The sequence below is a fragment of the Terriglobus sp. ADX1 genome (assembly GCF_036877645.1).
Lineage (GTDB): Bacteria > Acidobacteriota > Terriglobia > Terriglobales > Acidobacteriaceae > Terriglobus.
Genome location: NZ_JAEDXV010000001.1, coordinates 146,488 through 164,205, shown reverse-complemented (window position 1 = coordinate 164,205; position 17,718 = coordinate 146,488). Strand labels below are relative to the sequence as shown.

The 17,718-nt window shown below is 53.2% G+C and carries 14 protein-coding genes; 9 read left to right on the top strand and 5 right to left on the bottom strand.

What is annotated here, in order from left to right:
- Window positions 1–12: 12 nt before the first annotated feature.
- Window positions 13–1,239 (bottom strand): formylglycine-generating enzyme family protein, encoded by a 1,227-nt coding sequence (locus JAO32_RS00760; protein ID WP_443082564.1) that lies wholly within the window; start codon window positions 1,237–1,239, stop codon window positions 13–15.
- 209 nt (window positions 1,240–1,448) lie between these two features.
- Window positions 1,449–3,980 carry a fused MFS/spermidine synthase gene (locus JAO32_RS00755; RefSeq protein ID WP_334236634.1) on the bottom strand — a complete coding sequence of 844 codons (2,532 nt, stop codon included), beginning with the start codon at window positions 3,978–3,980 and terminating at the stop codon, window positions 1,449–1,451.
- Between the two features lie 325 nt (window positions 3,981–4,305).
- On the opposite strand from JAO32_RS00755, the gene JAO32_RS00750 reads away from it, so the two are divergent.
- The 9 genes from JAO32_RS00750 to JAO32_RS00710 all read left to right on the top strand — a co-directional run bounded on the left by JAO32_RS00750 (window position 4,306) and on the right by JAO32_RS00710 (window position 13,588).
- Window positions 4,306–5,286 (top strand): AAA family ATPase, encoded by a 981-nt coding sequence (locus JAO32_RS00750; RefSeq protein WP_334236633.1) that lies wholly within the window; start codon window positions 4,306–4,308, stop codon window positions 5,284–5,286.
- 9 nt (window positions 5,287–5,295) lie between these two features.
- Window positions 5,296–6,225 (top strand): DUF58 domain-containing protein, encoded by a 930-nt coding sequence (locus JAO32_RS00745; RefSeq protein WP_334236632.1) that lies wholly within the window; start codon window positions 5,296–5,298, stop codon window positions 6,223–6,225.
- Window positions 6,222–6,692, top strand: a complete 471-nt coding sequence (locus JAO32_RS00740; RefSeq protein ID WP_334236631.1) for a DUF4381 domain-containing protein — start codon at window positions 6,222–6,224, stop codon at window positions 6,690–6,692. The genes JAO32_RS00745 and JAO32_RS00740 overlap by 4 nt, the downstream gene beginning before the upstream one ends.
- Complete coding sequence (locus tag JAO32_RS00735; protein ID WP_334236630.1) at window positions 6,679–7,728, top strand: vWA domain-containing protein; 1,050 nt, start codon at window positions 6,679–6,681, stop codon at window positions 7,726–7,728. The genes JAO32_RS00740 and JAO32_RS00735 overlap by 14 nt, the downstream gene beginning before the upstream one ends.
- A complete protein-coding gene (locus tag JAO32_RS00730; RefSeq protein ID WP_334236629.1) occupies window positions 7,725–9,356 on the top strand; it encodes a VWA domain-containing protein in 1,632 nt (543 codons plus the stop codon). Before JAO32_RS00735 ends, JAO32_RS00730 begins: the two co-directional genes overlap by 4 nt.
- Entirely contained in the window at window positions 9,353–10,678 is a 1,326-nt protein-coding gene (locus JAO32_RS00725; protein WP_334236628.1) for a BatD family protein, read from the top strand. Before JAO32_RS00730 ends, JAO32_RS00725 begins: the two co-directional genes overlap by 4 nt.
- A 178-nt stretch (window positions 10,679–10,856) precedes the next feature.
- On the top strand, window positions 10,857–12,104 hold the full coding sequence (locus JAO32_RS00720) for a DUF3300 domain-containing protein (protein ID WP_334236627.1): 1,248 nt from the start codon (window positions 10,857–10,859) through the stop codon (window positions 12,102–12,104).
- Window positions 12,101–13,048 (top strand): DUF2950 domain-containing protein, encoded by a 948-nt coding sequence (locus JAO32_RS00715; protein ID WP_334236626.1) that lies wholly within the window; start codon window positions 12,101–12,103, stop codon window positions 13,046–13,048. The genes JAO32_RS00720 and JAO32_RS00715 overlap by 4 nt, the downstream gene beginning before the upstream one ends.
- A 30-nt stretch (window positions 13,049–13,078) precedes the next feature.
- Window positions 13,079–13,588: a DUF4136 domain-containing protein gene (locus JAO32_RS00710; RefSeq protein ID WP_334236625.1), complete on the top strand. Its 510-nt coding sequence runs from the start codon at window positions 13,079–13,081 to the stop codon at window positions 13,586–13,588.
- Between the two features lie 59 nt (window positions 13,589–13,647).
- Here JAO32_RS00710 and JAO32_RS00705 read toward each other — a convergent pair whose 3' ends face one another.
- The 3 genes from JAO32_RS00705 to JAO32_RS00695 all read right to left on the bottom strand — a co-directional run bounded on the left by JAO32_RS00705 (window position 13,648) and on the right by JAO32_RS00695 (window position 17,668).
- Entirely contained in the window at window positions 13,648–15,255 is a 1,608-nt protein-coding gene (locus JAO32_RS00705; protein ID WP_334236624.1) for a sensor histidine kinase, read from the bottom strand.
- Window positions 15,256–15,537: 282 nt separating this feature from the next.
- On the bottom strand, window positions 15,538–16,263 hold the full coding sequence (locus tag JAO32_RS00700) for a response regulator (RefSeq protein ID WP_334236623.1): 726 nt from the start codon (window positions 16,261–16,263) through the stop codon (window positions 15,538–15,540).
- Between the two features lie 181 nt (window positions 16,264–16,444).
- Entirely contained in the window at window positions 16,445–17,668 is a 1,224-nt protein-coding gene (locus tag JAO32_RS00695; RefSeq protein ID WP_334236622.1) for a BamA/TamA family outer membrane protein, read from the bottom strand.
- Window positions 17,669–17,718 lie beyond the last annotated feature (50 nt).

Genomic DNA, 17,718 nt, shown 5'->3' with positions numbered 1-17,718 from the left:
GCCTCACTAGGCTTAGGATTTTGGGGGCACTTGTTTTTGAGGTTCTTTCGCAGCCATCATGGATGCATTCGGCCCAACAGCTTTCACACAACGAAATCCAAGGTGGTTCGTACCGGTATCTACATCACCTTTGCCGCGTGTGCCGAGCATGTAGCGTGAGCAGTATTGGTCTGTGCAAAGATACGATCCGCCGCGGTGGACCTTCTTCTTATGTCCTGGTTCGGAAGGATCCCATGATGAATCAGGCCCCTGTGGATTGCGAGTGATCCCGCCTTGCGCGCTTAACTGCTTGTAGTAATCGGGACGATACCAATCCGATGTCCACTGCCATACATTACCCGCCATGTCGTATAGACCATAGTTATTCGGGGCGAAGTGCTTCACCGGGGAGGTTCCTACGTAACCATCTTCGCCAGTGTTTGTATCGGGAAAATGTCCTTCGTGAGTGTTGGCCATCCAGTGCTGATGCGGACGGAATTCATCTCCCCATACATAGGGTTTACCTGTAAGGCCACCACGAGCCGCGAACTCCCACTCGGCCTCCGTGGGAAGACGTTTCCCTGCCCACTTTGCGTAAGCTTGCGCGTCTTCGTAGGCGATCTGCACCACGGGATAATCGTCTTTGCCAGCAATGTTTGAACTTGGTCCCTGCGGATGCTTCCAGTCTGCACCAGGAACATAACGCCACCACTGAAAGTAGTTATCAAGCGACACAGGATGATCCGGCGGAGTGAAGACAACGGAACCTGCAACCAGATTTTCTGGCGGTGCTCCTGGATAGTCCTCTGCTCGCGGCTTACGTTCCGCAACTGTGACGTACCCTGTTGCTTTAACGAATCTGGCAAATTCCGCGTTTGTGACATCCGTCTTGTCCATGTAGAAACCATCGACATAGACCCGATGGATGGGCCGGGAATCATAGGTTGCTTTCATGCCGACATCGTTAGTGCCTGCCGGGGCTTGCGCTCCCATGGAAAACTCCCCACCGGGGATCCATGACATGCCCTCGGGAGTTGCACTGGGTGGCTTTGCTGTATTCAGCACAGTCGGTTGGAAGGCTGGCTCGTTCTTATTGCTCTGGCCATCATGCTGCATGGCATCGTGTTTCTCTGTATCAGCCTTCGTATCTTGAGAGGCTGGAGTGCTTTGTCCATCTGCCGAAGCTGCATTCACTGCGACGGTGGTGTTGACCGGCTTACGAATCACAATTGCAACTGCGACAGCAGCAATCAACAACACTCCAGCAAGTATGTACGGAGCCGCAGTCCTTTTGTTTTTTCTTTTGGACGCAGATCGTTTCGAAGTTTTCATGGGAACCCTTATTCCATGGACTTTGCGGATGCGTGCAAAGTCATTCGTGCTTCAGGTATCGCAGATTGCACAGAGACACCGTACTGTCACAACTAACAGGTAGAGGAGCCAGATCAAATATGAAAAGACGTACCGAACTACTCTCTCCCTATGATCCATTGATAGTAGGCGTTTTCGGGGTCGACGCTTGTGACACGGCGAATCGTCTGCTCCCACGTATTCCGATCGCCAGCATACGCCGCAAGCCCTGCGGTGTAGAAGTCAAAGAGCGCAGAACGTCTTTGTTTGATCTCCGCTGTTAATTCGTTATCCGAACCGATTGCAGGGACGTCTGTTCTAAGGTCAAGCAGTTTGGGCAATACACGCGCGATTTCATTTTGACGCACCCACGGCCCGTACTCGATGCGCGGATGATCATCTGTCACAGCGCGTGCATTGCCCGCAAAATGCTCCAGGCCGGAACGATCTGTGACCCATGTTGCGAGCACCGCAGCAGGAGAATCGATGCCGACTCCCTTCATACTTGCCACAACGCTTTCCGGCGCGAAGCGCTCCTGCAGCTTGTGGACATCAATGCGAATGGGTTGTGGAGAACCTACCAGCAACATCTCATGCAACTCGGTAGTCCAAAGTGTTGCATAAGGAAATGCATCCAGGAAGCTACGCACCAACTCTCGCGTCTGCTGCTCGTTCTGCGTGGCAATGGGAAGCCACTGTGCCAGGATTCCATTCTGATTCAGGCGCTTCTTCGCCAACTCATAAAACTCAAATGAGTAGAGGTTAGCAACTCCCTGCGCAGAGGGTGGTGGTGGCTCCAGCGTAATCACATCGTAGGATTGATTGCTACGCATCAATTCCTGACGTCCGTCACGGACCCGGATGTTTAGTCTGTCATCGTTCCACGCGTTATAGTTTTCCGGAAACATCTTTCCGGCGCGCACGATGGAAGGCAACAGCTCGGCGCACACGCGGGTTGTCAGACCCGGATAGCGCAGTGTTTCGCCAGCCGTAATGCCTGTACCAAATCCAACCACCATGACAGACTTCGGCTCACCGTTGTGTATCAACAATGGGATCATTGTCTGCAAACGCATGTAGCGCATGGACGGCATGGCATCGCCGGAGTTCGATACGCCCTGCACGAACAGGCGACGGAATACGTTGTCCCTGGAACGTTGCTGAGCCACTGCAACCGTTGCGCCGCGTCCCTCCTCATAGAAAACCAATGCACCTCCGCCGCGCGTGGACAAAAGCAAATCTGCAAGGCGGTTCGCAGGTGTCATCGCGGCTGCGACCATCGTCAACACAGCAGTAAGACACACGATCCACTTCATCCAGCGATGTGTGGCGAAAAGTATTGCGACTACACCGATCGCTGCAGCGATGATGGTAAGCAGTGCCAGCGTTCGTACGACACCAAGCGTTGGGATCATCACGAAACCCGTGATCATTGTGCCGAAGATTCCTGCTGTAGTGTTAGCACTTAATGCGTTTCCAACAACACTGCCTGCGCCAGACTTCCCAGCGATGAGTCGTAGTGCTAGGGGAAATGCGGCTCCTAATAGGAGAGTAGGAAGAAATACCAGACCGATGCCTGCTGCTGCGAAGCTTGCGTACATGCGCAAGGCATCGCTTCCCGTAGCGTTCAAAACGGCACTACCAACCCGTAGCTGTGCGAGTACAGTCCAGCGACCCATCATAGAAAACTCCAGCATGGAGATCATCCCCGCACCGCTGATGAGTAGGCCGAACGTACCCCACGAATCCAATCCACGTTTCACGAACCGAGAGCTAAACCATGCTCCCAATGCGAGGCCAGAAAGATACACCGCAAGCACAATCGAGAAGGAAAATGCGCGCGTACTTGCGAACTGCCCGATGGCCTGCGACCAGACAACTTCGTACCCAAGCGCAACCGCTCCAGCAAGTGCATACAAGATGAGCGGGAGATGAGCCGGAATAGCAGAGGAAGAGTGGCGCTTCTCTACTGCGGTTGCTTTCTCTGCCTTGTGCTCGCTCTCCGTTCGTTGTCGCCACGCTACAGCACATGCGACGAGATTGAGGAGTGCTGCGACAAGTGCAGTACCGCGAAGACCAAGCCAAGGGATAAGGGCGAAACTGCAAATCAAAACACCGATGATGCCGCCCATCGTATTTGCGGTATAGAGGAAACCACCTTCCACCGCAATGCGCAGAGATTGCGGTTGCAGAGCACGAACAGCAACAGGGAGCGTTCCTCCCATGAGCAATGCTGGAATGCTCACAACTACAAAAGGCAAGGCCAGAGCAAACAACCCGATGTGATCCTGCAGCCTGGCATACACAACTGCCATTGCAGGCAGCAACAGAGTGACGGCTACCGCAGTTACAGCAATGCCGGCTTCAAGGATTGCGTAGAGACGAAGAGGAGATGCTGCGCGATCGGCTATGCGTCCGAAGAGGGCGCTTCCACCTGCGATTCCTGCGAAGAATGCGGAGATTGCGAGGGTGATCGCATACACTTCAACGCCGACCACCAACGAGAGTTGACGCGCCCAAAGAACCTGAAAAATGAGGGCGGAGATGCCAGAGAGGGCAAGTGCGACGATAAGCGTGATGCGCTTCGGCAGAGACGCGATTGTTGCATCCGTAGCTTTTTTCTGAGTCGCAATCATTGTTGCTGCCGGCATCGACTCTCCGTGAGAGAAGCATTTTAAGAGGACTACAGACTATGTGCGGCTTCTTGTTTGCAGGCTACCTTCTGCAATGCACGTCTCTTTTTCAACAATTCCTCGGCACGCGCGAACCTATAGCAGCGTCCCGAGCGCTTGTGCGGCAATCATAGGAGAGAGTTCGACAGCGGCCACACTGTCAGTTCGAACAGTGGTTACCACTTTCAGCCCCACGCACAATGAGGAACCATAAAGCCCCCTCCTCACTGGAGGTTTTGAAAGAGGCCCCGGCCTCACCAAAAGCAACTGCACTGCCGAGAACTACTCGGGATTGGAGAGTATTTTGTCTCCTCATGACAGCATTGTTGGTCTTACCAACGACATAGGCCGGACCGTACTTGGCCAGGAAGCCATGATTGAACGGCTTTTGATTGGGCTGCTGGCAAACGGGAACCTTCTGGTGGAAGGGCTTCCCGGTCTGGCTAAAACACGCGCCATCAAGAAGCTATCCACATTCCTTGATGCTGGCCTCTCGCGTATCCAGTTCACACCCGATCTATTGCCTTCAGACATCACAGGCTCGGAGGTCTATTACACAACTGCAGGTAAAGGTGAATTCCGTTTTCAACCCGGCCCTGTCTTTAACAATCTTGTGTTGGCCGACGAAATCAATCGAGCACCGGCTAAAGTGCAGGCTGCGTTGCTGGAAGCGATGGAAGAACGGCAAGTGACGGTAGCAGGAATAACGCACCCACTCCCCCCGTTGTTTCTTGTGATGGCGACACAGAATCCCATTGAGCAGGAAGGCACTTATCCGTTGCCGGAGGCGCAGCTTGATCGTTTTCTGATGCACGTTTATGTGGACTACCCTGCCGAAGCGTCCGAACGCGACATTATGCGTTTGGTGCGTGACGAAAAGCAGACGGACGGCAGCACACAGGGGAGCGCGGCAACACTACAGAAAGTTTCTCAGCAGACAATCTTCGACGCACGCAAAGAGATTCATGCGATCCATATGGCCGATGCGGTGGAGAACTATATTGTGAACCTGATTCAGGCCACACGAACGCCCGAACATTACGACAAAGATCTGCGTAAGTGGATTCAAATAGGCGCGAGTCCGCGTGGAACCATTGGGTTGGACAAATGCTCCCGTGCATATGCGTGGCTTAAGGGACACGATTACGTTCGGCCTGATGACGTACAAGCCATCGCGCATGATGTTTTGCGTCATCGCATTCTGCTCAGCTATGACGCACAGGCAGAAGGCATCACTGCAAATGCAGTCATCGACAAGGTTGTCCAACTAGTAGCTGTTGCTTAAGAGAAGTGCATGGGCGCATACGCGGAACTCGATTCCCTCATCGCGTTAGAGTTTCGTGCGCGCGGCTTCTCGCTGCGCCACAGTCAACCAGTTCGCAGTCTCCTCTTTGGCCGTCGCACGTCCCATATTCGCGGACGCGGTCTGGATTTTGAAGAGCTCCGTAACTATGTGGCTGGCGATGATGTTCGATCCATCGACTGGCATGTCACTGCGCGCATGCAGAAGCCATACGTCCGTGTGTATTCAGAAGAGCGAGATCGGCCCACGCTGGTCCTCGTGGATCAACGTATCAATATGTTCTTTGGCAGCAGTCGCAGCATGAAGTCTGTCGTGGCTGCGGAAGTGACGGCACTGCTTGCATGGCGCGTCTTTTCCCAGGGAGATCGTATTGGTGCGTATGTGTTCAACGACACTGGCAGTGAGCAGGTTCCCATGCGACGTAGTCGTGCCACCGTGCTGCGCATATTGGATCGGGTCGTTAAACTCAACCAGGAATTACACAGTGCACAGACACAACCAGCTGCGCCCGAAAAATTGAATGAAATGCTGGAGAAGACGGCGCGCCTGTGTCCGCGCGATGCGCTCATTCTTATTGCAAGCGACTTCGATGGTGCGGATGCAAAGACGCGCGATCTTCTGCTCCATCTCTCGCAATCAAACGATGTGGTCTGCTGCCTTGTTTACGATCCTCTTTCACTCGCGTCTGCCATCCGTAGCCGTTTTGTTGTTTCCAATGCAGCGCTGCAGATCGAACTCCATCTGGAGAAACAGAAAGTGCGTGACGATCTGCATATGGCCTTAGAAGAACGCTTAAACGAGGTCTTGTCCTGGCAACACGAGTTGAATATTCCGATTCTTCCACTCTCCACCAGTGAGGATGTGTCACAACAAATCCGCCATTTATTGGGACATGTCGCCACCCATCGGAGGCGGCTATGAGAGCCCCGCTGGAACAGCTACATGATTTCTATCAGCCACCACCGCCGTCCTGGCGTCCGCAAACGGTGGGGTCCTACGCGACCCTTTCTATTCTGGCGATCCTGTTGATTGCGCTGCTCTCATTTCTTTGGCATCGCTGGAGAAAAGATCGTTATCGTCGAGAAGCATTGCATGAACTTGCACATACCGATGTGCGCCATATCTCAGAACTACTGAAACGCACCGCATTATCTGCATGGCCTCGCACACAGGTTGCGGCATTGACAGGGTCTGCATGGCTGACATTCCTGAATGCATCCGTGAAGCAAGCTCCATTCGACAGTGCAATTGCTGGTCAACTCGAAATGTTAGCTTTCTCGACTGCTGAGCCGTCTCGTGAAGACGAATCGGCGATACGGAGTGCCGCTTCTCTCTGGATAGAGCATCACCAGGCACCGCGAAAGGGGGAGAAGCATGTATCGGCTTGAGCATCCGTGGCTACTTGCGATTCTCCCGCTTCCGCTTGTCCTGTATTGGCTGCTTCCGCCCTATCGTGAGGAACAGGATTCGCTGCGGATTACATTCTTTCATTTTGTGGCATCGTCTCTCGGTCTGACACCGCAACATCAAGCAGTGATCTTAAGAACAAACTGGCTGGAAAAAATTTTTAGCGTGTTCAGTTGGGCCCTGATCGTTGTAGCCCTTGCGCGACCGCAGTACATTGAACCGCCCGTTCAAAAGATTGAACCGGGACGCGATCTGATGTTGGCACTCGATATTTCACAATCGATGGAGACACCCGACTTCCATACGCCCGACGGAAAACGGATGCGTCGCGTGGATGCTGTGAAGCAAGTGGTTGCCGATTTCATCCGTCGTAGAAAGCATGACCAAATTGGATTGATTGTCTTTGGACAAACGGCATACCCTGTAACTCCTTTCACTCTGGACCATGAAGCGTGCCAACAGATGCTGGCACAGATTGATGCTGGTATGGCTGGACCTCAGACCATGATTGGTGACGCCATTGGGCTTGCAATCAAGCAATTCAATGCAAGCGACGCAAAGCAGCGTGTTCTGATTCTGCTGACAGACGGTAACGATACGGGAAGCCGCATGCCTCCTCGGCGTGCTGCCGAGATTGCAAAAGAGAATCACATTGTGATCCATGCAGTTGGACTAGGTGATCCACATGCAACCGGCGAGGACAAGATGGATTATGCCGCGCTAGAGCAGATTGCGAGTTCTACCGGTGGCAAAGTATTCCACGGTGAAAATCGAGCCGAGTTGGAAAGTGCCTATCGCGAATTGGATCGGATCACACCTCAGAACTTCAAGACGCTGAGCTATCAACCGCGCCGCGAACTGGCAATGATTCCTATTGGTGCAGCTCTTCTGCTCATAGTGGGATACAACATGCTGATGCTTCTCATTGGCATTGGGATGAGTCTGTGGCACCGTCGAACACAGAACGCCTCGGGCGCGCAGGCGACTGATATCGCCATGCTGAAAGTGCGCTTATGAGTCTGCGTGAATGGTGGCAGCTTCTCCATTTCCTGCGACCGCATTGGCTTTGGATGATGCTGGCTATTCCTGTGTTTTATGCCTCGCTCTTCATGCGAGAGAATGCTCGCCGTCCGTGGCAGGGATTGATTGAACCAGCGCTTCTGGATCATCTGATTGTTCCACGCAAACATCGCTGGCGTTTTCGTCCGGTGCATCTGCTATCGCTGGTAATTGCCCTGGGGACACTCGCCGCCGCAGGACCTACCTGGCGACGCGAACAACCTCCTTTTGCAGAAGATAAGGCACCACTCGTTATTGCACTTGATCTGTCGACAACCATGAACGCCGTGGATCTGAATCCGACACGACTTGAACGCGTGAAGCTGAAGTTGCGTGACCTGATCCATAGACGCAATGGCGGCCGTACTGCATTGTTCGCTTATGCGGACCATGCATACATGGTGCTCCCTTTCACTACAGATGAATCCTTGTTCGATATCTATCTGGACACGCTCAGAACCAACCTAATGCCGCATGAAGGCAAGGATTCTGCGAGAGCGCTGCATGCCATTGAGGATTTCGTGAAAGATGAAACTGTTCCCGGTACGATCCTTTTCGTTACGGATGGCATTGAACCAAGCGCATTGCCTTCCTTTCAGCAGTTCACAAAAAAACAGGACCAACCGGATGAAATTCTGGTTCTTGGGGTAGGGACATCCGAGGGTGGTCCTGTGCAGGATGGGCCTTCTCACTTTTTGGAAGATCACAGCGGAAGACGTGTGTTCTCGAAGTTGGATATTGCTGCTCTGCGTGCCCTGAGCCGTGACGGCATTGATGCAAGTACGTTGACGCCTGACGACGATGACATTCAGTGGATTCAACATCACACGCAGCATCACATGGAACTGCTGGAACAGAAAAACACGCGCACGCGATGGATTGATGAGGGTTATCTGCTTTCTATACCGCTCGCTGTACTGAGTGCCTTCTGGTTTCGCAAAGGGTGGACGATTCGATGGACGGCGGCGCTGTTCGCATTTGCTCTGCTGCTGCCGACCTCGGCTTTCGCTATGGAAGGACCCGACACGTCGTCGCACTTTTCATGGATGGATATCTGGATGACACCCGATCAGCAGGGTCGTTATTACTTTCAAAAAAAAGATTACAAAAAAGCCGCGGAACATTTCGAAGACCCGATGTGGCGCGGCCTCGCTCTGGCTCGCATGGGAGATTACGATGCAGCACTGAATGCTTTCGCCCTGAACGATAGCGCAGAGGCCTGGTTCAATCAGGGAGACGCGCTGGCACACAGCGGTAGATATCCAGCAGCGGTTGAAGCATTTCATCAGGCATTGCTGCGACGTCCTGACTGGAAGGAAGCGAAAGACAATCTTGCGCTTGTACAGTCGTTGATCCCAAAGCCCAAAGAGCAAAAGAAAGAGAAGAAGGAACAAGTCGAGGAGGCTCCCAATCTGCCGCCGGATCAAGTTCGCTTTGACGACAAAGGGAAGCAGGGAAAGAGGACGCGTACCAATATCAAGCCGGTCACTACAGCGGATATATGGATGCGAAATATTCAAACCTCGCCTGCTGACTTTCTTCGAAAACGGTTTGCGATACAGGATGCGAAGGAGCGTCGTCCATGAGACGTCTTCTTCTGGCTATCATCCTATTTACTTCCCTGCATGTGCTAGCACAATCGCCCGTGGTACGTGCTCATTTTGAGCCGTCACAGAACATCATGGTCGGGCAGCCGGTCAAGTTGATCGTTTCTGTTTTTGTGCCGAACTACTTCACTGGCTCTCCGGATTTCCCTGAATTTGAAATGGAAAATGCGGTGGTGGTTATGCCGCAAGATCGGCCTGAGAATTCGAATACGCAGATCGGTGACGCGAAGTATTTTGGGATCACTCAAACATACGTGATTTATCCGCAGCAGGCCGGCGATTTCCGTCTGCCCACGATCAAGCTGTCTGTCCCTTATGCGCAGACACCGCCTAAAACCACCATGGCACAAGTTGTGGTTCCCACTCTCAGCTTTCACGCAGACGTCCCTGCCGCCGCTCGAGGTCTCGCTTACTTTCTACCGACCACGCAATTGACTATCACGGAGAAGTGGTCACGTTCTCTGAAGAAGATTCAGGCCGGCGACACCATCGAACGCACTGTTACCATCACCGCGAGCAAGATGCAGGCGATGCTAATTCCTCCGCTGCAGTTTGCAGCACCAGATGGTCTTCGCATCTACAGCAGCGAGCCCGCTGTGCGCGATCAGAAAACGCCACGTGGCGACTTCGTTTATGGCCAACGTATTGAAACAGCCAAATACTACGTAGAAAAGCCGGGCGCCTATACGCTACCCGCCATCGAATTGCAGTGGTGGAATCTCAATACGCACCGTTTGGCGACGGCATCATTACCGCCGACATCCTTCCAGGCGGCGACCAACCCCGGCCTGGTTGCGGAGCTTCCACCGCCACAGCGAAACGAACAAACCGAACAAGCACCAAAGAGGAAGGCAAGCATTCATTGGCGACGGATTGCAGTGATCACGTTGCAAGGAATACTCTGCGTGGCCATCATTTACTTCGTGTACCTAACAGTTCAGGCCTTACGACCTCGTGTGGTTGCCCTACGGAAGAAGCAGCAGGAATCGGAAACGGCTTACTTTCACCGGTTAATCCATGCAGCGAAAAAAGATGACGCGCCCATAACCTACAACTGCCTCTTACAGTGGTTCGCCCGCCTGTATCCAGGCCAGTCTTTCAGCGACGTTGTAACCTTACATGCCAGCCCGGATTTACAGACGCAGATTTTCGGACTTACCCGTTCTCTGTATGCGCAGGCAGACTCTCAGCGATGGAGAGGTCAGACACTCGTGAAAGAGCTGCAACATTTCCGCGCAACAGCCGTCGCCCCAAAAACCAGATCGAAAACACATGGCTCTCTGGTCGGACTCAATCCGTAGTCCGAATTGGGATTGACCGAAGATAGTGCACTTTGTCGCTGATTTTTCTGAAACAAAACTGGCTCTCAAGAAAGCTGCGTGAACTGTACGTTATGACAGTTTTTGCGCATGCGACACCGCTTTATTGTCACTTTCTACAGGGCGCGGATGTTTCACCTAATCCGCGTGGAGGATGAGTATGCGACACCCCGGCTTCGTGGTTCCGCCGCTGATCGTTTCACTTTTCACACTTCAGACGGTGAGTGTGATGGCGCCAGCGGTTTCTTGTGCGCAGACGACCACAGCACAAACACAGACGACAACGATGCCGACGCAGGATCAACTGCGCACGCTATTGGCACCGGTGGCACTGTATCCAGATCAGTTGCTATCGCAGATCTGCAATGCAGCCAGCGACCCTCAGCAGATCGTCAATGTGGACAATTGGATTCATCAGCAAAAGGGGCTGACAGGCGAGGCCCTAAGCAACGCAGCGCAGCAACAGAATTTTGATCCTGCGTTCATTGCCCTTGTGAATTTCCCGCAGGTACTCGATCAGATGGCGCAGCATGTCAATGACTACGCTCAGATCGGGTATGCCTACAAGGCCAATCAGAAGATGGTGCAAGACACCATTCAATCTCTGCGCAAACAGGCACAAAAAGCCGGCAATTTGAAGACGAATTCGCAACAGAAGGTCGAGGTGCAAACCACCTCTGGCCAGCAGACAATCGTCATCGAACCGGCCAACCCACAGGTTGTATATGTGCCTCAGTACAACCCGACGGTTGTTTACGCAGCGCCTCCTCCGGGCCCCAGCACAGGGGCGGTGGTTGCGACTGCAGTCATTAGCTTTGGCGCAGGTATCGCCCTCGGTGCGTGGATGAATAATAGCTACCCTTGGGGATGGGGAGGATGGGGCTGGTCTTGGGGACATCCGCCGCCGCCCCCGCCCATGCGACCACCACCGCCGCACTGGGGGCCTCCCGGACCTGGCCCCGGACCTCGCCCCTATGGTCCAAATGGTGGCGGAGGATATGGACCACATCCTCCCAATGGTGGTGGGGGGTATAGACCTCCCAACGGCGGCGGTGGACATCCACCAAATGGCGGTGGTGGCATGCCCCCCAACGGTGGTGGCGGACGTCCTCCTAACGGCGGCGGTGGCGCACCTCCGAACGGAAATGTTGGTCGGGCTGCGCCACCCAATGGTGGCGGGCAGAACCGTTACGGCGCTATGCAGACTCCGCAGCGCGGAGGTGGCAGCCCGCAGGGAATGTCCCACTCTGGCTACCAGCAGCCCCATAACGATATGGGTGGATCATTCCATCCAGGTAACGGTCCATCAACCCGCCAGGCGCAGTCTCGTGGAGCTGGCAGCTTCGGCGGAGCCCGCAGTGGTGGTGGATTCCACGGTGGCGGTGGACGACGCGGAGGTCGTAGATGAACTTGAATCGCAATACTTCCCTAACCTCATGGGTCGCCAAAGTTGCCATCACGACAGCTTTGGCAATCCCCTTCTCCCTGCTGGCGCAGGATCATGAGAAGACCTATCCATCGCCGCAAGCCGCGACTGACGCAATCGTACTCGCGCTTAGAAACAACGATACGAAAGCACTTACGGAGCTGTTAGGTCCCACAGGGCGTGATCTATTGAACTCTGGCGATCCAGGATCAGACAAAGCCGACATACAAGCATTTCTGGAGGCTTACGACAATCATCACGAACTGATGGAAGGCCCGGGCGGCATCCGGATTCTCGTGGTTGGTCCTACGCAATGGCCTGCGCCTATTCCTCTTCGCAAAGGCGCATCCGGATGGTATTTCGACTCAGCCGCTGGTAAGCAGAATTTGCTGTTCCGCCGCGTGGGGCGCAACGAATACGATGCGATGGAAGCCTCTCTGCAGCTCGTGAAGCTGCAACGCACCTACGCCAAGACCTCCCATGATGGAGTGCCGGCAGGTGCCTATGCAGCTCGCTTCTGGAGCCGACCAGGCTTCCATGATGGTCTTTACTGGGAAGCGCAGGGGAACGATACCGAAAGTCCTGCAGGGCCGCTGTTGGCGGCTGCTTCTGATCAGGGCTATGGCATTGTTCGCCCATCGGGTGCCAAGCGAGCGCCTTATGGCGGCTACTATTACAAGATTCTTATCGCACAAGGGCCGCATGCGCCGGGAGGCGCGCGCAATTACTTCACAAACGGTGCACTCACCAAAGGTTTTGCCATTCTTGCCTATCCAGCAGGATATAAGTCCAGCGGTGTGATGACATTCATGACTGATTCGCATGGTCGTACTTATGAAAAAGATCTTGGACCCGATACTGCCAAGATTGCTCCGACACTTACAAGCTTTGACCCGGATCCCTCATGGAATCTGGTGCAACCGTAAACTCTAACTGGCATTTCAAGGATGAATTCCATGAAAACCCTGCACGCGTCTGCCATGCTTCTGTTCGCACTGTCCTCCACGGTTGCGGTGTCTGCCCAGAAAACCAGCGTGGACTACGACCATTCCACAAACTTCAACTCTTACCACACCTACAGCTGGGGACAAGTCAAAACCGTTGATTCTCTCTGGGCTGATCGCATCAAGGCTTCTGTGGATCAACAGCTCCAGGCAAAGGGATGGACGAAGGTTGCCGATGGTGGCGATGTCGCGATTGCGGCGCTCGGCCAGGTGCGCAACCAACAGGAAGAACAGACGTTTTACTCTGGTGGCGGTTGGCGTTGGGGTTCGGGCATAGCCACCACCTCTACTTACAACACACGGCAAGGCACGCTTGTTGTTGCGATGTTTGATACGAAGACGAAGAAACTTATCTGGCGCGGTGTAAGCGACGGAGATCTTTCCGGAAAACCTGAGAAGAACATCGACAAGATGAACAAGTCTGTGGCGAAGTTCTTCAAGACTTTTCCACCTGCTAAGTAGACCTCCTGATCCCCTTCACCTTCTACGAATTGATGATGTAACTCGCTCCTGGAAGTGAGTTACATCATCAATCCCAAGTCAGACTTCGCGCGCGCTCCTTCAGGAATGGACGCCCATATTTCCGTCCCGCGGCCCTTCATGGAATGAATTCGGAACTCTCCGTTCAGCAACTTGACCCTTTCCGTCATGCTGATCAATCCGAGTCCAGACTTGGCGACTCCTGTGTCAAATCCGCTGCCTGTGTCCTGAATAGACATGTAATAAGTTGTCCCGAGCTTAGTAATAATGACGCAAACCTTCTCCGTATTCGCGTGATGGAGTGCATTGTTCAATGCCTCCTGTGATACCCGGTAGAGACAGAGAGCAATATCCTCGGCAATTGGGTCCGCGAACTCATCGATGTGCAGATCCACATGGAAGGCTGGGCGCTCGAAGTCTCTGCACATTGCCTTCATCGCTGGTCCCAAACCAAGGTGCTGCAACTTATAGGAATGAAGGTTGTGCGACATCTCGTGCAGATCCGTGCAGAGAGTATCCAACTCATCGCGAATATGTTTCAACTGCCCTGAGCACATATCCGACAGCAGTTGCGATGAATCGTCAGACAGCGAAGCAATCTGGCTGGTTACCAGCGAAAGTCGCTGTCCGATATCGTCATGGAGTTCACGCGAAAGACGCTTTCGTTCGTCCTCCTGAGAACGAAGTAGCTGTGCTGTAAGCACACGTATCTCACGCTTACGCTGTTCTAACTCCCTTTCTCCATACTCTGTTCCAGAAACGATTTTTAGCGCAACAAGCTGGCGACTTCCAAGGTTCTCCATTGTCGTAATAACGACATTTGCCAACAGCGTAGATCCATCTTTCCGAATCAACATTCGGTCATGCGGAGATCCTGCTTGAAGATCACTTTCCTTCTTGCGTACGGCGCTTCCAGCGCACCGTGCGAAAAGGTCGTCGTAATGCATTGCCCATAGCTCTTGCTGCTCATATCCCAACACAGTTTCAAAGTGCGAATTTACAGAAAGAAACCGTCCTGAAGCATTCAACATGGCCAAGGGAAATGGGACGGACGACAGGAGCAATTCTGCAGCATACGTCGATGAATGCGCCATCTCCACTGACCGACGCGCTTGTTCCGCATGAACCATGAGATCAAGCAACAGATTGGCCTGCGCAGCAAAATCTGCAGACCATGCGATTTCATGACGATGAGAAGCAAGAATGAGAACCGTCTGACCAAATCCGTCCTGGCTGTGCGGAAAGGCCATCATCGAGTTGATTGCGGAAATAGCCGGAGGACTGTCAACGGGATATATATGTGGTGCGGCTTCTTTGCGTTGCCAAAACACTGGGATTCCAAGACTAACCTTCTCCAGAATCCCTTGTAGATCGTCAAAGTCCCCATTCAGAAAACGTAGCAAGACGGAGTTCGGTGAGGAAGGATACACAGGCGCAAGACGGCCACCATCCAGAAGATACAACCATGCAACATACTCGCAGTTGTGAAGGCGCGCGAATGCATCGATGCCCTTTCTTACTGGATCATGTGCATCTTGACTGTAAATCGGTGAGCGCTCGGTTAGCTTATGAAATCCATGGTTTGCTTGTTTCAACGACCACGGAACAAACGATCGATGACTGGCATACACCTTCGCAGACTTATCCATAAGGTCCTCAATTCGTGCACACGTCAGGGTAGGCGTGTAACCCAGGGGATTCACTCAACGGACTTCAGATCAGCAAAGTTTTAGATTCGACAGGATACGGGGCTGTCGGATGGCATTGCGGGATGAGGACGCTTGCGATCGTTCCGCTTCTTCCGTGCATATGCGCTCGCGAATAGCGTACATCAAAATATTTGTTGCTGTGCATGAAATTAGAGTAAGGCGGCCTGTCAAATCTAACAGGCATAGTGATATGTCAGAAAACCTACAAAAATCAGTAACATATCACCGTTTGCTGTTCCATATGGAGCAGTAAAACTTGCCGTGAGCAGCAGACTGCAGTGCTGCAACTAAGTCGGTGGTTAGTTTCTTCTTCAAGACATATCCATCGCCAATTTTGCGAGCGATTTCTATATAGTCATCGTCTTGAATCAATGTCAGAAAGATGATTTTTGTGGGGCAATCTGCCCTACGCATATGTCGCGCTACGGCCAGTCCATCCATCCGAGGCATGGAGATATCGAGGATGGCAAAGTCGGGGCGCAACTTAAGCGCTTGTTCTAAGGCCTCCACGCCATCGCTGGCGGTTGCGACGATGTCGTATGTATCTGACAGCATGGCGCGCACGCGGAGGGTTATGCTTGCGTCATCATCCACACACAGCACCGTCGCTCGATGCAAAACTTCTTGCACGCTGTCTTTCCCCCGCATCCCATCCTGCTGGGACGAACTTTCGTCCGCAACTGTGCACAAAGACAGTTTGCATACTGCGAAACGCGCAGCCTGCATTGACACAGGATTTTTTTGGATGCAATGAAGCATACAGAACTTCATCTTCCACGTGGAAGCCTTTTCTTCCTTGCCGTTTGGTCCTTTACAGGCTTCTTCCCGCTTGTGCGGGACGATCTCGCTTCCGCGCTGCTGAAAGTCCTTGAAATCCAGCCCCAGGCCAGTGCAATGGCCAACAGCGAAACCAGGAGCGATGCCCGTGATACGGACGCCCGCCTGCACGTAATCCTCGGACGGCGCCGTTTCCGTCAGCTCTTTCGCTCTCCTCCGTCTGACTGGACCAGAGCGAAAGAGCTACAGAGCAACGGTTGCTGGCAAAACCATGGCCCGCATTGTTTGTTGAATCAGTGTCGATCTGTATTATCGGTGCTCGCCGTGGCAGACGTTGAATCGCTCTCCGACATCAGAAAGCTTCGCCCAGACTGACGTAGGCTGCATGACTGCTATCACCCCACGCATAATCCGCCCGCAGATTAATGTGATTACGCTTGGCCAGGACAAACCTCAGCCCGAAACCTCCGCCGGGCTTCGGTTGTGAATTGCCAAACCCACCCCAGTCATGCGCAACTGCTCCCGCCCCAGCAAATGCCGTGGCCCCGATTCTCCAGAACAGATCTCTGCGGAATTCCATCTGCCCCACCAGCATGCGATCATCGCGAAACTGTCCAACCTGGTAGCCGCGAAGGTCTTTGGACATGCCCAGTTCGCACACATCGTAGAATGGCGCTCCATCTGTCACCATGCAGGAAGAAGCATGGATTGCAAGGACGTTCTTCGGCCCAAGAGGAAAATATTTGTTATAGGCGAGCGTCAGATTTTGATATGTCCGTGTGCCGCCCAACTGGGGTGCATAGAAATCTGAAAGCACATCAAAAAACGACCCCTTCGTGGGATAAAACGAGCTATCGCTGGAGTCTCGCTGCAATCGGATTCCCAGCGCCGCCGTCCGAAGATTGACGGTAGAAGGCAGTGGAACAGGAAGTTTGCTGGGATCCAACGTCGTTGAATTCAAGCCAGCGGTGCTGCCAATGATGTGATAGCGCGGACCTAAATACCAATCCCGATAAACGCGCATCTTTGGTTCTAAAAGGAAGGCCTTCGATGTCTGCGAGAGCGGAATACTCCTGTTGCCACTATTGGCCCCAATACCGAAGAAGTTGTAATTGAATTTGCCACCGCCAACTGCTACCAATATCCGGTATTTATCGTTGCGCAAGTGAATCTGTCCACCACCACCGGCTGACCAGCTCCCGGTTGAAGTGATAAAACCGGCTGCGCCCAATGCAGATGGCGGTGACTCCGGACTACCATCCAGATGGACGGCGTAAATAATGCCAAGGCCTCCTCCATTTCCGATGGAAGGATTCACCAAAGGAATTGGGGCAAACGCAAATTCACCACGATGCTTTTTCTTCTTTTGATCCTTCTTCTTTGAATCGTAAGCACCCAGACCAAGACTTGTTCCTTTGCTCTTTGCGCCTTGATCGACATCCACATTCGTGCCAAAGAGAACTGGTGAACCATTGCCTCCGGATTGAGGAGATGCAACGGGAGTAGCATTCTGCGCGCGCAACATGCGTGAAAGCAAAACCACTGTCAGGGCAAGGCCGAAACGAATTCCTGTCATAGTGGGCGTCCCCTTTCTTATGAATCGCGGAAGTTGTTTACACGAGCAAT

Coding starts and splice junctions, on each gene's coding strand:
- JAO32_RS00755 (WP_334236634.1), bottom strand. CDS start 3,980: ATGCCGGCAGCAACAATGATTGCGACTCAGAAAAAAGCTACGGATGCA.
- JAO32_RS00745 (WP_334236632.1), top strand. CDS start 5,296: ATGGGCGCATACGCGGAACTCGATTCCCTCATCGCGTTAGAGTTTCGT.
- JAO32_RS00740 (WP_334236631.1), top strand. CDS start 6,222: ATGAGAGCCCCGCTGGAACAGCTACATGATTTCTATCAGCCACCACCG.
- JAO32_RS00735 (WP_334236630.1), top strand. CDS start 6,679: ATGTATCGGCTTGAGCATCCGTGGCTACTTGCGATTCTCCCGCTTCCG.
- JAO32_RS00730 (WP_334236629.1), top strand. CDS start 7,725: ATGAGTCTGCGTGAATGGTGGCAGCTTCTCCATTTCCTGCGACCGCAT.
- JAO32_RS00725 (WP_334236628.1), top strand. CDS start 9,353: ATGAGACGTCTTCTTCTGGCTATCATCCTATTTACTTCCCTGCATGTG.
- JAO32_RS00720 (WP_334236627.1), top strand. CDS start 10,857: ATGCGACACCCCGGCTTCGTGGTTCCGCCGCTGATCGTTTCACTTTTC.
- JAO32_RS00715 (WP_334236626.1), top strand. CDS start 12,101: ATGAACTTGAATCGCAATACTTCCCTAACCTCATGGGTCGCCAAAGTT.
- JAO32_RS00710 (WP_334236625.1), top strand. CDS start 13,079: ATGAAAACCCTGCACGCGTCTGCCATGCTTCTGTTCGCACTGTCCTCC.
- JAO32_RS00705 (WP_334236624.1), bottom strand. CDS start 15,255: ATGGATAAGTCTGCGAAGGTGTATGCCAGTCATCGATCGTTTGTTCCG.
- JAO32_RS00695 (WP_334236622.1), bottom strand. CDS start 17,668: ATGACAGGAATTCGTTTCGGCCTTGCCCTGACAGTGGTTTTGCTTTCA.